Annotated in this window: 13 protein-coding genes and 1 pseudogene; 4 read left to right on the top strand and 10 right to left on the bottom strand. The window is 71.7% G+C overall.

The features are described from left to right. Window positions 1-7: 7 nt before the first annotated feature. The 9 genes from P8T65_RS16085 to P8T65_RS16125 form a co-directional block, all read right to left on the bottom strand. Entirely contained in the window at window positions 8-778 is a 771-nt protein-coding gene (locus P8T65_RS16085) for a response regulator transcription factor (protein ID WP_316726041.1), read from the bottom strand. Beyond that, a complete protein-coding gene (locus P8T65_RS16090; RefSeq protein WP_316726042.1) occupies window positions 771-2,339 on the bottom strand; it encodes a histidine kinase in 1,569 nt (522 codons plus the stop codon). The genes P8T65_RS16085 and P8T65_RS16090 overlap by 8 nt, the downstream gene beginning before the upstream one ends. Beyond that, a complete protein-coding gene (locus P8T65_RS16095; protein WP_230220305.1) occupies window positions 2,339-3,250 on the bottom strand; it encodes a DUF5936 domain-containing protein in 912 nt (303 codons plus the stop codon). The genes P8T65_RS16090 and P8T65_RS16095 overlap by 1 nt, the downstream gene beginning before the upstream one ends. Before the next feature lie 19 nt (window positions 3,251-3,269). Next, the gene (locus P8T65_RS16100) at window positions 3,270-4,226 is read right to left on the bottom strand and encodes a type II secretion system F family protein (protein WP_316726043.1); all 957 of its coding nucleotides are present in this window, start codon (window positions 4,224-4,226) and stop codon (window positions 3,270-3,272) included. Between the two features lie 30 nt (window positions 4,227-4,256). Then, complete coding sequence (locus tag P8T65_RS16105; protein ID WP_316726044.1) at window positions 4,257-5,597, bottom strand: CpaF family protein; 1,341 nt, start codon at window positions 5,595-5,597, stop codon at window positions 4,257-4,259. A 61-nt stretch (window positions 5,598-5,658) separates the two neighbouring features. Beyond that, on the bottom strand, window positions 5,659-6,159 hold the full coding sequence (locus tag P8T65_RS16110) for a TadE/TadG family type IV pilus assembly protein (protein ID WP_316726045.1): 501 nt from the start codon (window positions 6,157-6,159) through the stop codon (window positions 5,659-5,661). Continuing rightward, window positions 6,156-7,769 carry an AAA family ATPase gene (locus P8T65_RS16115; protein ID WP_316726046.1) on the bottom strand — a complete coding sequence of 538 codons (1,614 nt, stop codon included), beginning with the start codon at window positions 7,767-7,769 and terminating at the stop codon, window positions 6,156-6,158. Before P8T65_RS16115 ends, P8T65_RS16110 begins: the two co-directional genes overlap by 4 nt. Before the next feature lie 403 nt (window positions 7,770-8,172). After that, window positions 8,173-8,889, bottom strand: coding sequence for a Flp pilus assembly protein CpaB (cpaB, locus tag P8T65_RS16120; RefSeq protein ID WP_316726047.1), 717 nt, complete (start codon window positions 8,887-8,889; stop codon window positions 8,173-8,175). 127 nt (window positions 8,890-9,016) lie between these two features. After that, window positions 9,017-9,880 (bottom strand): hypothetical protein, encoded by an 864-nt coding sequence (locus tag P8T65_RS16125; RefSeq protein ID WP_316726048.1) that lies wholly within the window; start codon window positions 9,878-9,880, stop codon window positions 9,017-9,019. Between the two features lie 338 nt (window positions 9,881-10,218). Between P8T65_RS16125 and P8T65_RS16130 the strand changes: the two genes are divergently transcribed. From P8T65_RS16130 to P8T65_RS16135, 3 genes and pseudogenes are all read left to right on the top strand, one after another. Then, complete coding sequence (locus tag P8T65_RS16130; RefSeq protein WP_316726049.1) at window positions 10,219-11,934, top strand: glycoside hydrolase family 18 protein; 1,716 nt, start codon at window positions 10,219-10,221, stop codon at window positions 11,932-11,934. Between the two features lie 258 nt (window positions 11,935-12,192). Beyond that, window positions 12,193-12,291 (top strand): annotated as a pseudogene (locus P8T65_RS47275) (hypothetical protein); the annotation flags it as partial. 104 nt (window positions 12,292-12,395) lie between these two features. Then, the gene (locus P8T65_RS16135) at window positions 12,396-12,569 is read left to right on the top strand and encodes an alpha/beta fold hydrolase (protein WP_399103428.1); all 174 of its coding nucleotides are present in this window, start codon (window positions 12,396-12,398) and stop codon (window positions 12,567-12,569) included. An 8-nt stretch (window positions 12,570-12,577) separates the two neighbouring features. Here the strand turns inward: P8T65_RS16135 and P8T65_RS16140 are convergent, their stop codons facing one another. Next, window positions 12,578-13,123, bottom strand: a complete 546-nt coding sequence (locus P8T65_RS16140; RefSeq protein WP_316726050.1) for a hypothetical protein — start codon at window positions 13,121-13,123, stop codon at window positions 12,578-12,580. A gap of 135 nt (window positions 13,124-13,258) precedes the next feature. On the opposite strand from P8T65_RS16140, the gene P8T65_RS16145 reads away from it, so the two are divergent. Next, window positions 13,259-13,768, top strand: a complete 510-nt coding sequence (locus P8T65_RS16145; RefSeq protein WP_316726051.1) for a SigE family RNA polymerase sigma factor — start codon at window positions 13,259-13,261, stop codon at window positions 13,766-13,768. The last annotated feature ends 41 nt before the right edge of the window (window positions 13,769-13,809 follow it).

Here is a 13,809-nt window from a genome sequence, read left to right on the forward strand (position 1 = left end):
GGTGGGGTCATCGGGGCCACCCCCCGAGGGCCGTGCCCAGCCAGTGGGCTATCGCTTCGCTGCGGGTCGAGCTGTGCAGTTTCGCGAAGATGCGGTTGATGTGGTTCTTGACGGTCTTCTCACTGATGAAGCAGGTGGCGGCGATCTGACGGTTGTTCATGCCGGACGCGATGAGGTCCATCACCTCCACCTCCCTTGAACTCAGGCCGAAGGACGGTCGGTTGGAACGGTCGAGAGTACGGCGGTGCGGGGTCGGCACGCGAGCGGAACCCGCCTTTGGCGACTGTGTCATAGATGGTTGCAGCTGCGAAGTAAGGTCGTGACTTTCATGTGAAGGTTCGTAGGAAACGCCGAGTGAAGTTGAGACAGTCGCGGAGATGGCCGGGCGCCCCTCCCGCACCTCCCGTACCGCTGCCATCAGTTCGGGGGCCGTGAAGTCGCCGTGGACCAGGTAGCCGTACGCGCCGCGGCGCAGGGCCTCGGTCACCACCTCGGGCTCCGTGCTGTAGGTCAGCATCATGACGGGGCAGAGGGCGGCCAGTTCGGGGAGCGCGGTCAGGCCGTCCGTGCCCGGCATGCGGACGTCGAGGAGGGCGACGTCGGGGCGGTGCCGACGCGCTTCGGTCACGGCTTCCTCGCCGTTCGTGGCCTGGGCCACCACCGTGATGTCGGGGTGCGCGCCCAGCAGCGCCGTGAGGCCGGCGCGGACCACCGGGTTGTCGTCCGCGACGAGTACGCGGAGGGGCGGGCCGGGGCGTGCCTGCGGCTGGTCAGGCATGTGCGGCCTCCTGTCGGGAGGTGAGGGGAGTGACGGGGGGTTCGGCGGTGGGCAGCGGGAGGGTCAGCCTTACTTCCGTGCCGGTGGGGGTCGTGCGTACGTCGAGGGTCGCGGCCGTGCGGGCGGCTCGTTCCGCCATGCCCAGGAGGCCGAAGTGGCCGGATCTTTGCGCTTCTTCGAGGGTGAGGGTGGGCGACAGGCCCACTCCGTCGTCCTTGATCGTGAGGTGGAGCTTGTCCGGTGTGGTCGTCAGGGACACGTCCACTCGCGCCGCGTGGGCGTGGCGGTGGACGTTCTCCAGGGCCTCCGAGGTGATGGCCAGGAGGTGGTGGGTCGTCTCGGGTGGGAGGGGTGGGGGTGACGAGCCGGGATGGGGGGCGATGGTGACGTGCGTGGGGAGGGCGGTGCGGGACTCGAAGTCCGCCGCCCTCGCCTGCAGTTCGGCCGCGAGGTCGGTGGGCGGGGCCGGTGTCGTCAGGTCGGTGTGACGGCGTAGGTCCGTGAGGAGGTCGCGGGATTCGGCGGCGGCCCGGCGGGCGGCCGACGCGACCAGGCCGGCCTGTTGTCTGAGGTGGGTCGGGTCGGGGGTGGGGTGGTCGGCCGAGGTCGCCAGGGCGTCGGCGGCGAGGGCCAGGCCGTGGAGGGTCTTGGCCACCGAGTCGTGGAGGTCGCGGGCCAGGCGGGCGCGTTCGGACTCCACCGCCTCCGCGACCGCCAGGCGGGAGGTGGCCTCGGCGAGCGCCTGGGTGGCCGTACCGAAGCGGAACATCAGGTTGCGGAGGGTGACGCCGATGATGCCGGCGGCGACGCAGAAGCCGGCGATGAGGAGGGTGTTGGCGCCCGCGCCGGGGCGGTGTTCCCAGGCCCGGTGGACCGTGAGGAGGACGGCGAGCTGGAGGCCGGTGAGGACGCCGGCGCCGCGCCAGCCGTAGAGGAGGCCGGAGAGGAGGGGGGTGCAGGCGGTGGCGTAGGCGAGGGGGGAGACCGGGGAGGCAGTGAGGAGGAGGACCGCGCCGAAGAGGAGGTCCAGGGCCATGAGGGTGGGGTGGGCGAGGAGGCGGGGGGCGAAGCGGTCCCAGTCCCTGAGCATGGCGTACGAGACGGTGATGCCGAGGACGGCGGCGATGAGTACGGCGTGGGTCGGGGGGCCGTTGGTGGTGTTGGCCATCGCGAAGGGGGTGCCGATGGTGAGCGTGACCAGGCGGACGGCGAAGGTCTGGCGGGCCAGGGCCTGGAGGGCGTTGAGCTGGAGGCGGAGGGTGGCGGGGGGTGTGGCGTCGTCGGCGAGGTATCCGGTGGTGGGGGCTTCGCCGGGGGCGGGCGGCTGTGGGTGGGGGCCCTCGCTGGTGTTGGGCGGGGGCTGCGTGCGGGGGCCCTTGCCGGGGCCGGGCGGGGGTGGGTTCCGCTGCTCGGCGGTTGCGAGGTGCCTCCTGCGCCCACCCTCCCCCAGTCTCGGCTTCGCTCGACCGGGGGGACCCCCATCGCCCCAGGGGCACGATTGCCCGCAGGAGGGGAGGGGCGGGAGGTGCAGGCGGGGCCGCCAGGGGATTGGGGGGATCATCAGCGGCCCAGGATTTCGCCGAAGTTTGTTCCTGAGCCCAGGAACATGCCCGCGGCGATGAGGATCATCGTGGCCGGGAGCATGAAGACGAGGGTGACGAGGGTGGCCTTGGGGATGGTGCGGGCGGCTCGGCGGCGGGCGTTCTGCGCGTCGGTGCGGCGCATGTCCGCGGCCAGCTGGATCAGGGTCTCGGCGATGGGGGAACCCAGCTCCTCGCCCTGTTGGAGGGCCGAGACGAACTGGGCCACCTGTTCGGAGGAGTTGCGCCTGCGGAGTTCGTCGAAGGCCTGGCGGCGGCTGACGCCCATGTCCATCTGGCGGAGTGTGATGCGCAGTTCGTCGGCCCAGGGGCCCTCGTACTTCTCGGCGACCCGGTCCAGCGCTTGGCGGAAGCCCAGCCCCGCCGAGACCACGACCGCGAGCACGTCGAGGAAGTCGGGCAGCGTGCGGTCGATGACGTCCTTGCGCTCGCGCACGGCCTGCCAGATCGCCGCGTCGGCGGCGAGGAGACCGAAGGCGAAGGTGAACGCGGCGAACAGGGGGCGTCCGCTGGTGAGGAAGACGAGGCCCATGAAGGCGCCGAAGAAGCCGTAGACGGCCCGGCGGGCGGCGTAGCGGTTGAGGGTGAGGCCGCCGGGGTTGCCGGCCATGTCGATGCGGTGGCGTTTGGCCTCGACCCGGCGCGGGCCCATGAGGCGCAGCACGAGGGGCGCGAAGCGCATGCCCAGACGGTCGACCGCCGAACCCGTCCTGGAGACGCGGGTGGCGCCCACCTCCAGGGCGAGGGCGAGGTCGCTGGGGAGTTTCGCGTCCGCGCGGATCATGCGGATGCCCAGGAGGACGCCCGCCACGGAGATCGCCATCAGGAGGGCCAGGAGGAGCGGGAGGAAGGAGGGCGTCGAGGTCGTCATGTCGGTCACCGGGGCCTTCTCATACTTCGATCTTGCCGAGGCGGCGGATGACGAAGAAACCGATCGTGTAGAGGCCGATCGAGATCAGGACCAGGAGTTGACCGAGGGGCGAGCCGGTCACCCGGGCCAGGGCGCCGTCGTTCGAGGAGTTGATCAGGAGGAGCGAGCCGAGGCCCAGGAGGGGGACGGTGAAGGCCGTCGCGTTGACCTCGGAGAGCATCGTGCGGACCTCCCGGCGGGTCTCCTTGCGGTCCTCCAGGGTCTGGGTGAGGTTGCGCAGCGAGCTGACCACCGTTCCGCCCGCCTTGTTGGACAGGACGAGGGTGGTGACGAGGACGATCAGTTCGCGGGAGGGGAGGCGTTCGGCGAGTTCGCCGAGGGCGTCGTCGACCGAGCGGCCGAGCGCCAACTGGTCGGCGACCCGCGCCAGTTCCTCACCGGCCGGGGCTTCCAGTTCCTCCGCCGCCATCGCCAGGGCCGTACGCAGGGCCAGGCCGGCGGCGGTGGCGTTGGCGAGGAGGCGGGCCACGTCCGGGAGTTGGTTGATGAAGGCCTCGATGCGTTTCTGACGCTGCCAGTTGAGGAAGATGGCGGCCGCCCATACGCCCACGGCACCCGCGATCGGGCCGAAGAAGGGGGCCAGGGTGGCGGCGGCGACCAGCCAGAGCGCCACGACGAGGAGGGCGACGTAGGTCGCGAACTCCCCCGCCGTGAGGTCCAGTCCGGTCGTGTTCAGCCGGAGGTGGATCGCGCGGCCCAGGCGGGTGCGGCGCAGGCGGCGGTCGACGGCCGTGAAGCGTCGCACGCGGCCCGTCGCCGTGCGGAGCGGGCCGCCCTGCCGGCCCGCGAGACGATCGACGAGGGCCTGGCGCTGGGCCCGGCCGGAGGCGTACACATGCGCACCCGCGACGGCGAGGGTGCCGCAGAGGACGGTGGCGCCGAGCGCCAGCAGGGTGGTGTTGTCGGTGGTCGCCATGGTCGGTCCTACCTCCTCGGGGGCTCTCGGCTATCCGATGGCCTGGCGGGTGTTGAGCGGGTCGATGGCCTCGGCCACGCCGTACGCGGGCGGCAGCGGCTCGTTGGCCACGTACAGCTTCTCCGCGACGGGGCGGGGTATCGGCAGGTGCTCGAAGCGGCCGTGGACGACACGGTCGGCGCCGAGGGGGTCCGGGGCGAAGCGGGACACGGTCGCGATCCGGAACTGTTCGCGGCCGTGCGAGACGAGCAGGGCGATCTCGGTGACCTTGCGGGAACCGTCGGCGAAGCGGGTGAGCTGGACGACCACGTCCACCGCCGAGTTGATCTGGTCCTTGAGGGCCTCGAAGGGGATGAGGACCTCGGACATCGAGCCGAGGGTCTGCAGGCGCATCAGCGCGTCCTCGGCGGAGTTGGCGTGGACCGTGGCGAGGGAGCCGTCGTGGCCGGTCGACATGGCCTGGAGCATGTCGAGGGTCTCACCGCCCCGGACCTCACCGACGATGATGCGGTCGGGGCGCATCCGGAGGGAGTTGCGGACCAGGTCGCGGATGGTGATCTGGCCCTTTCCCTCGATGTTGGGGGGCCTCGATTCGAGGCGGATGACGTGGTCCTGCTGGAGTTGGAGTTCGGCGGAGTCCTCGATGGTGATGATGCGTTCGCGGGGTGGGATGAGGCCGGAGAGGGCGTTGAGGAGCGTTGTCTTTCCGGTGCCGGTACCGCCGCTGACGATCACGTTGAAGCGGGCGCGGACGAACGCCGCGAGGAGCATCAGCATCTGCTCGTCGAGAGAGCCGAGGTCGATGAGCTCGGGGAGGGTGTACGCGCGGGGGAAACGGCGGATCGTGAGGGTGGGGCCGGTGAGGGCCAGCGGGGGGATGATCACGTTGACGCGCTCACCGGTGGGGAGGCGGGCGTCGACCATGGGGTTCGATTCGTCGACCCGGCGGTTGACGGTCGAGACGATGCGTTCGATCGTCTGCATCAGCTGGTCGGTGGAGGCGAAGCGCAGCGGCAGTTGCTCCACGCGGCCGCCCCGCTCGACGAAGATCGAGTCGGGGCCGTTGACCATGATCTCCGTGACCGAGGCATCGGCGAGGAGGGGTTCGAGGACGCCCAGGCCCAGGGCCTCGTCGACGACCCGGCGGATCAGCTGGGAGCGTTCGCCCGAGGAGAGGACCGGGCCCTCCCGGCTGATGATGTGGCCGAGCACGCGTTCCAGGCGGGCTCTGCGGTCGGCTGCGGTCAGGGCCGACATCTCGGCGAGGTCGATCTCTTCGAGGAGCTTGGCGCGGTAGACGGCCACGAGGTGTCCGTCCTCGCGTCCGGCTCCCCCCTCGTCGGGGGCGGCGATACGGGATCGCAGGCTCATCTTCTCGTCAACTCCTCTCGGGGGGGGCGGGGGCGGGGGTTGGGGTTGGGGGGGGCGGGGGTCAGGGGTCGAGGTCGTTCGGCATGGTGGCCGAGCGTTCCACGGAGACCGGGTCGAAGAGGGGGATCACGGAGGGGACGGTGACGACGACCGTGGCGGTGGTGGTGTCCGTGCCGCCGCCTCCCGGGTCGACGGAGGGGTCCAGCCACGCGCTCGCCGCGGCGGCGCCCGCGGCCGCGCCCGTGCCGGGCTGGAGCGACTCGGCGCGGGCGGCTGCGCGGGCGGCCGAGCCTGCCTGGCTGATGCCGTAGCCGATCAGGCCCAGTTGGATCGCCGCCATGCCTACGAGGAGCAGGATGGGGAGGAAGCCGGCGAACTCCAGGATGGAGGAGCCTCGGTCGTTCCAGCGGCGTCCCGTGGGTTTGGGGTTCGCGCGGGGGCGGTGGGTGGGTCGGGGGCGCGCCGGCGCGCGGTGGGTGGGTCGGGGGTGCCGGTGGGTCTTCGCGGGTGCGTCGGCTTTCCGCCGGTGTGCATGCGTGTTGTCGGGGGTTCGGACGGTCATGGTGTGTCCCCCTCCAGTGCCGCGCCCGCCTCGCCGTTGACCGTCCAGCCCGTGTCGAAGCCGGGGAAGAAGAGGGGGACGTTGGCCTGGACCTCGGCTCGCATGACGGGGCCCGCGGGGGCGCAGTCGATGGAGGTGTCGCTCCAGGCGCCCGGGAGGTTCGCGCTGCCCGCGCTCTCGCAGGCACCGGCGATGTCGCCGTCCACCGCGTACGCGGCGGTGGCGGCGCGGGCGGCCTCGTCGGCGGCGTTTCCGGCGAGGGAGTAGGTGTAGCCGTAGAGGGCCGCCTGCCAGAGGATCGTCATGGTGATCAGGATCAGGGGGAGCATGCCGGCGAATTCGAGGGTCGCCGAGCCCCGGTCGCCGCCCTTGCGGCGCAGGACGAGGGCGCCCCGGTCGGAGGAGCGGCGGCGTCGGCCGCCGTGGCCGTGTTCCGGCGGGGCGACCAGTTCCAGTTCACCGGCCAGCGCCCAGAGCGCCTGTTTGACGACGGAGCGGGCGTCGAGGTCCTGGAGGCGGCCCGCGTCGACCACGGACTGGAGTTCCTTGAAGGCGGCGGGGACGGCGGCGCGGGCCACCTTGGTGCCGGTGACCTTCTCGACCAGGGGCGGCTGGATCTCCGTGGCGCGCGAGAGGCGGTTGACGACCGTCAGGGTCTCCTCGGCCTTGCGGATCTGAAGGCGGTCCCAGAGGCGGACCATGCGCTTGGCGGCGCGGACCGCGACGACGTCCGGGGTGACGAGCAGGAGGGCCTGGTCGGCCATCTCGACAGCCGCCGCGGTGGCCGCGTTCATCTGGGATCCGCAGTCGACGACCACCACGTCGTGCCGGGAGCGGAGGGTGGCCACCACCTGGCGGGCCACCCGGTCCGTCACCTCCTCGCCGCGTTCGCCCTCGGCGGGGGCGAGGAGGAGGGAGACACCGGTGTCGTGGGCGTAGACGGCCTCCTGGAGCACCCGGGGGTTGAGGTCCGTGATGGCGGCCAGGTCGGCGACCGAGCGGCGGAACTGCACGTCGAGGTACGAGGCCACGTCCCCCGACTGGAGGTCGAAGTCGAGGAGGGCGACCGTACGGCCGGACGCGCGGGCCGCGAGGGCGAGTTGGACGGCGGTCACGGTGGCGCCGACACCGCCCTTGGCCCCGCTGACCGTGACGACGGTGCCGCCGGGGCCCGCGTACAGCTCGGGCGCGCCGCTGCCCAGATGGCGTCGCATGCCCGCCGACCAGGCGGCGGCGGCCTGGACGCGCTCGGCGAGGGCCTCGTAGGAGAGGGGGAGCTGGACGATGCCCCGGGCACCGGAGTCCATGGCGGCGGTGAGGACGCCGGTGCTGGTGTCGGAGGTGACGAGCACGACGCCGACCGCCGGGAAGCGCAGGACGAGATCGCGGACCAGGTCCAACGCCGGTACCGGGCCGATGCGTTCGTGGACGAGGACGACCTCCGGCAGCTCGTCCAGCGAGTCGGCGGCCAGCCGCGCCAGGGTGTCCAGCAGCGCGGTGGAGTCGGAGACGGGCGGTGCCGGTTCCGCGTCGGTGAGCTGGCCGAGGAGGGTGGTGAGGGCGCGGGCCGAGTCGACGTCGCCGGCGGCGGGGAGGATGCGGATGGTCATCGGCGGATCCCCGTTCGTGGGGCGAAGGACGCGGAGGGCGAGGAGATCACGGCGGTCGGACGGAGTGCGGAGGGCGAGGAGATCACGGCGATCGGGAGGGGTGCGGAGGTCTCGGTCGGGCGGGGTACGGGCGTCGCGCACCGGCGGGGTTCGCCGTGCGCCGCGCGCCAGCGGGGTTGGCCGTGCGCCGCGCACCGGCAGGATTCGCCGTACGCCGTACGCCGCGACCACGTTCCCGGCGTACCGGGCTCCCTCGATCCACTCGCCGCCCACGGCGCCCCGGTGCGCCGTGCCCCCCTGAGCATGCCCAGCCTCGGCACGCCCATCCGTAGGCGCATTCGACGCACCCCCGTTCGAGGTGCCCTCGTGCGGACGTTCCGGACCGACCTCATCGCGGGGCCTCCTACTTGTCCTCGTCGAGGGTGTACGAACGGTCGTCCGGTACGACGACGGTGGCCTCGCCGCCCCCGACGAGGGCGAGACGGACGTGCTCGGCGAACGACTCGGCGAAGGCGACGCGCTGGGCGTCGGCGGTGTCGAGCGCGAAGGTGATCGGGACGGCCTCGGTCGCCGTGCGCCGACGGTCGCTGCTGGACTGGCCCGGTTCGAGCGGGGTCAGCTTGCCGACGTCGATGACCCGGGCGTCGGCGACCATGAGCTTGGAGGTGTCCTTGCCCGAGTCGCTGTCCTTCTCCTCGAACGTGGCGTAGATGTTGACCAGCGACCCCGGGTTGATCTTTCCGGCGACTCCGGTGGAGGCGTCGATCAGGATGGCGATCTCCTGTTGGCCCGCTTCGAGTTCGGGCCGGTCGACGATCATGTCCGACTGGAGCAGGGAGCCCTTGCTCAGCCGGGTGACGGCGATCTTGCCGCGGATCTCCGCCAGATCGGTGACGGCCGTGCCGGACAGCCACCGCTCCGGCATCGAGATCTTCTCGAACTGGCCCGCCGTCAGCTCCTTGTAGGGCGCGATGTCGCTCTTCAGCCGATACGCGGTCACCTCGGGCCCGACCTTCGCGTTCACGTCACGGATCACCGAGAGCACCCCGGCGAAGGCGGCCAGGGCGCACAGGGCCGAGAGGACCAGCAGGATGACGCCGCGGCGCTGGCGCGAGTTCACTACATCTCACCTCGTGGGGACGTGCCGGGCACGTGAGCGGGCCTGCCGCTCGGTCGGGGCGGTGACGGACGGGGTGGTGACGGACGGGTCTTACGGTCCTGCGGGCCGAGGGGTCGGCATACGGCTGTCATGTGACCCCTTTTGGCAGCGCGCGCACGGGCGGCGGCGGTTCGGGCTCTCGGAGCGGGGCCGCGCAGAACCCGCAGCGGTCGCCGATGAGTTCGAGGCCGCACCAGTGGCAGGTCTCGCGGCGCACGGACGACACGAGCTGGTAGAGCACGGAGACGTCACTGAGACCGGCGGCGAACTCGACGAGCTTGCCGGTCCCCCACCAGCGCACGGAGCCCTCGGGCAGCGGCACCGGCAGGGACCCCTGCACCTGCCAGGCCGGGGCGAGCGTCCCGGTGACCCAGTCGGAGGGCGGCTGCGGTCCCTGCGCGACGAGCAGCCGGGTGCCGAACTCGGGTCCCGCGAGGGGCTCCTCGTCGGTGGTGTGGAGGCGGACCAGCTGGGGTCGCGGGTTCGCCAGGACGGCGAACTGGGCGCCCGGCAGCCAGGACTTGGCGTGCGACTTCAGCGTGACCGGCACCCGGTCGAGCTTGGCGACCGAGCCGAGGAGCGCGCCGGCGTAGATGTAGTGCGCGAGGAGGCGCACGGAGGAGGCGAGCACTCCGGGGCTGAAGTCGCACACGGACAGCTGACGCAACTGCTGGGCGAGCAGGGCGACCCCGAGCGGGGGCAGGTCCACGCCGAGCAGGGCGATGCGGTCACTCTCCAGCACGGAGCGGACGGTGTGCAGCCGCCGGGTGACGGCGGGCGCGTCGGAGGACGAGTGGAGGGCAATGACGTAGCCGTGCTGCTCGATGAGCGCGTGCATGCCGTACAGGGAGTCCTCAAGGGTCTCCTGCGGCTGTACGACTGCGGGCGGGGTCTGCCGGTCGTGCGGTGGGAGCACCAGGTCGGAACTGGTGACGGCTATCGCGGTCGGCACGCTGCACACCACCCCGTTCACTTCGGCGGAGTGGTCGACCACCGCCTCAGACGGCCCCTGTGGGGAGCGACGTCCGCGTCGACGTCCCTCCCGCATCGTCTTGCATCAGCACCATATCCACGGCATGGCCCGATCAACACTGAATCTCCTTGATCAACTCACGCGGGGTGGGGCCGTATCCACACAGAGTGAGACGCATATGCCTCAACTCGGCAGGCGAGCGGGGGTGTTGGGCTCCACGAACGAGCGAACGGGGCTCGTGCGGGAGTATTGACAACTCGATTGGTCTGGACCAACTTACGAGTATGTTCAGACACAGAAGACACCTACGCACGCGGATGAACGCGCCGGGGTGCGAGGGCACGCGGGCGCCGGGTCGGACCCGGCTCCGGGCGGGAGTCGTCGCCGTCTCCCTCGCCCTCGGCCTCCCGCTCGTCGGCGCCGGACAGGCGTCCGCCGCGGACATCAACAACGCCAGGAACGCCGGATTCGAGTCGGGGCTCAGCGACTGGAACTGCTCGGCGGGCAGCGGCACCACCGTCTCCTCCCCCGTGCACGGCGGTGCGGCCGCGCTGCGGGCCACCCCGGCCGGGCAGGACAACGCCCGCTGCACCCAGGCCGTGGCGGTGAAGCCCAACGCGACGTACAAGCTCACCGCCTGGGTGCGCGGCGGGTACGCGTACCTGGGCGCGACCGGGACCGGGACGACCGACGTCTCGACGTGGACGCCCGACTCGACGGCCTGGAAGCAGCTGTCGACCACCTTCACCACCGGCGCCTCGACCACCTCGGTGACGGTCTACACGCACGGCTGGTACGGGCAGGCCGCGTACTTCGTCGACGACGTGTCCGTCTTCGGTCCCGACGGCGGGGGCGGCGGCGACCAGCCGCCCACGATCCCGTCCGCCCCCTCCGGGGTGACGGTGTCGGGCTCGACGTCCTCCTCGGTCTCCCTGGCCTGGAACCCGGTGTCGGGCGCCACCGGCTACCAGGTCTACCGGGGCGGCACGAGGGTCCAGTCGGTGACCGGGACCTCGGCCACGGTGACGGGGCTGGCGGCCTCCACCTCGTACGCCTTCCAGGTCACGGCGGTGAACGCGGCCGGTGAGTCGGCGCGTTCGGCCACGGTGACGGGGACGACGACGGCGACTCCGGGCGGCGGAACCGGCGTCCCGAAGCACGCGGTGACCGGGTACTGGCAGAACTTCAACAATGGCGCGGCGGTGCAGCGGCTCTCCGATGTCCAGGCGCAGTACGACATCATCGCCGTGGCCTTCGCGGACGCCACCGCCACCCCGGGCGCGGTCGACTTCACCCTCGACTCGGCGGGGCTCGGCGGCTACACCGTCGACCAGTTCAAGGCGGACGTCCGGGCCAAGCAGGCGGCCGGCAAGAAGGTCATCGTGTCGGTCGGCGGCGAGCGCGGCACCGTGGCCGTGAACGACGCGGCCTCCGCGGCGAACTTCGCGGACTCGGTGCACGCCCTGATGCGGACGTACGGCTTCGACGGCGTCGACATCGACCTGGAGAACGGGCTGAACGCGACCTATATGACCCAGGCGTTGCGGTCGCTGTCGGCGAAGGCCGGCCCCTCGCTGGTCATCACGATGGCGCCGCAGACCATCGACATGCAGTCGACGTCGAATGCCTACTTCCGGACCGCGCTGAACATCAAGGACATCCTGACCGTCGTCAACATGCAGTACTACAACAGCGGTTCCATGCTGGGCTGCGACGGCAAGGTCTACAGCCAGGGGTCGGTCGACTTCCTCACCGCCCTCGCCTGCATCCAGCTGGAGAACGGGCTCGCCCCCTCACAGGTGGGGCTCGGGCTGCCGGCCTCGACACGGGGCGCGGGCAGCGGGTACGTGTCGCCGACGGTGGTGAACAACGCTCTCGACTGTCTGGCCCGGGGCACCAACTGCGGCTCCTTCAGGCCGCCCAGGACGTACCCCGACCTGCGGGGCGCGATGACCTGGTCCACCAACTGGGACGCCACGGCGGGCAACGCCTGGTCCAACGCGGTGGGTCCGCATGTGCACGGACTGCCGTAGGTGAGCAGGGGTGACCTGGGCCCGGCCGGGCGTGCCCGTACGGCTGTGGCACAGGTCACCGGAACTGGCGGGGAGGCTCGTCGGTCAACCCCTTTCGAGCAGATACGAAGGGCTTGTCCGGCGCGGGAGGGTACGTGAGCATCGGTGCCCCGGTCGGCGGCCGGTCGTGCCCCCGCCGACCGGGACACGGCCCATGTGAGAGCAAACCGTCCGCCCTTGCGGACCCATTTTGTCCGCAAGCCTTCCCACACTGGACTCATGACGGACAACAGCGTGCGCAGCCACCGGATCGACATCCCTCAGGCCCAGCTGGACGATCTGCACACCCGCCTGGACCTCACCCGCTGGCCCGACGAACTCCCGGACGCGGGCTGGGCGTACAGCACCTCGCTGCCGTACCTCCGCGACCTCGCCACGAGCACAGCCATGCCCCGGACCGGTTCCCGACGACGACCTCCGGGGTGCCGACCGCGGTGGCGAACTTCGGGGAGGACGTGGCGATCCGCCACTGGGCCGAGCAGGTCAACACCGTCGTACGGTGGACGGAGTTCGACCGCGGCGGCCACTTCGCGGCCCTGGAGGAGCCGGACCTGCTGGCGTCGGACGTACGGGAGTTCTCCGCCTCCCTGCGCTGAATGGGCGTTCAGCCCATCGGGCGGTAGTGACCGAGCACCTGGGCGAGGTGGGGGAACCACTGGTGCAGGCGTTCCCGGGGCTTGGCCTCCACCGAGCACTCGAAGAAGCCGCCGTCGAGGTGGATGACGGCGACCATGAGGGCCTTGCCGTTGCCGCTCGCCTTGTAGTGGACGCTGCGAATCTCGGGCCACGAGAAGTCGACGGAGACGCCGTGGTCCTCGAAGGCGACCCCGTTGACGTCGACGACGACGGAGTTGTGCCGGTCGACGGCCAGGAACTCCGGGCCCTGGGACGACGGGGCGTACGGCTGAGGTGCCTGGCCGTACGGCTGCGGGGGCCGGCCCTGCGGGGGCTGGGCGTACGGCTGAGGTGCCTGGGCGTACGGCGGGGGCGGGGGCGCGTATGGCTGCGGTGGGGGCACGTACGGCGGGCCAGGAGGCGGGGGCGGGGGCGCGTACGGCGGGGGCGGGGGGCCGAAGCCCTGCCCGGCGCCCGGCGGCGTCCCCGGCTGCGGCGGCGGTGGTGGCTGGTGCCCCTGTTCCGGCTGGTCCATGGTGTGTGTCCTCTGCCCCGTTGGTGTGACTCGTACCGCACCGTATCTCTCGCCCTCGGGTGAAACATTCCCCGGGGGTCAGCGCATCAAGGGAGTGAGAGGCGACAACGCGAGTCCGTTCAGGGGGAGCCACGCATGAGACCAGTCCGCGCGGACGGATACCAGGAGTTCGCGGCGGCGCGCGCGGGTCATCTGTACCGGTCCGCCTGTCTGCTCACAGGTGGGGACACCCATCTCGCCGAGGACCTGGTGCAGGAGACGCTCGGTCGGTTGTACGTGAAGTGGGGGCGGGTGCGGCGGGCGGACAACCCGGCCGGCTATGCCCAGACCGTGCTGACCAGGACGTTCCTCGCCCATCAACGGCGGCGCAGCAGCCGTGAGCGGGCCACCGACGTGCTCCCGGACGGGCCCGCCGCGCCGGGCGTCGACGCGTCCCTGCGGCTCACCCTCGTCGAGGCACTGGCCCAACTGCCGCCCAAGGACCGGGCCGTGGTCGTCCTGCGCTACTGGGAGGACCGGTCCGTCGAGGAGACCGCTGCGGCGATGAACGCCAGCTCGGCGGCGGTGCGCACCCGGTGCGTCCGCGCCCTCGCCCGGCTGCGCGCCCTGCTCGGTGACGCCATCGGCGAGTACGCCACGCCCTGAGCGTCACGTCCCGCACGACGTCCTGGGGCACCACGCCCCGC

Origin of the sequence: Streptomyces sp. 11x1 (assembly GCF_032598905.1) — a bacterium.
Taxonomy (GTDB): domain Bacteria; phylum Actinomycetota; class Actinomycetes; order Streptomycetales; family Streptomycetaceae; genus Streptomyces.

What these genes read in the sequence shown, in the direction of transcription:
- P8T65_RS16100 (WP_316726043.1), bottom strand. Translation starts at nt 4,226, where the DNA reads ATGGCGACCACCGACAACACCACCCTGCTGGCGCTCGGCGCCACCGTC.
- P8T65_RS16130 (WP_316726049.1), top strand. Translation starts at nt 10,219, where the DNA reads ATGAACGCGCCGGGGTGCGAGGGCACGCGGGCGCCGGGTCGGACCCGG.
- P8T65_RS16110 (WP_316726045.1), bottom strand. Translation starts at nt 6,159, where the DNA reads ATGACCGTCCGAACCCCCGACAACACGCATGCACACCGGCGGAAAGCC.
- P8T65_RS16090 (WP_316726042.1), bottom strand. Translation starts at nt 2,339, where the DNA reads ATGATCCCCCCAATCCCCTGGCGGCCCCGCCTGCACCTCCCGCCCCTC.
- P8T65_RS16085 (WP_316726041.1), bottom strand. Translation starts at nt 778, where the DNA reads ATGCCTGACCAGCCGCAGGCACGCCCCGGCCCGCCCCTCCGCGTACTC.
- P8T65_RS16115 (WP_316726046.1), bottom strand. Translation starts at nt 7,769, where the DNA reads ATGACCATCCGCATCCTCCCCGCCGCCGGCGACGTCGACTCGGCCCGC.
- P8T65_RS16105 (WP_316726044.1), bottom strand. Translation starts at nt 5,597, where the DNA reads ATGAGCCTGCGATCCCGTATCGCCGCCCCCGACGAGGGGGGAGCCGGA.
- P8T65_RS16145 (WP_316726051.1), top strand. Translation starts at nt 13,259, where the DNA reads ATGAGACCAGTCCGCGCGGACGGATACCAGGAGTTCGCGGCGGCGCGC.
- P8T65_RS16095 (WP_230220305.1), bottom strand. Translation starts at nt 3,250, where the DNA reads ATGACGACCTCGACGCCCTCCTTCCTCCCGCTCCTCCTGGCCCTCCTG.
- P8T65_RS16140 (WP_316726050.1), bottom strand. Translation starts at nt 13,123, where the DNA reads ATGGACCAGCCGGAACAGGGGCACCAGCCACCACCGCCGCCGCAGCCG.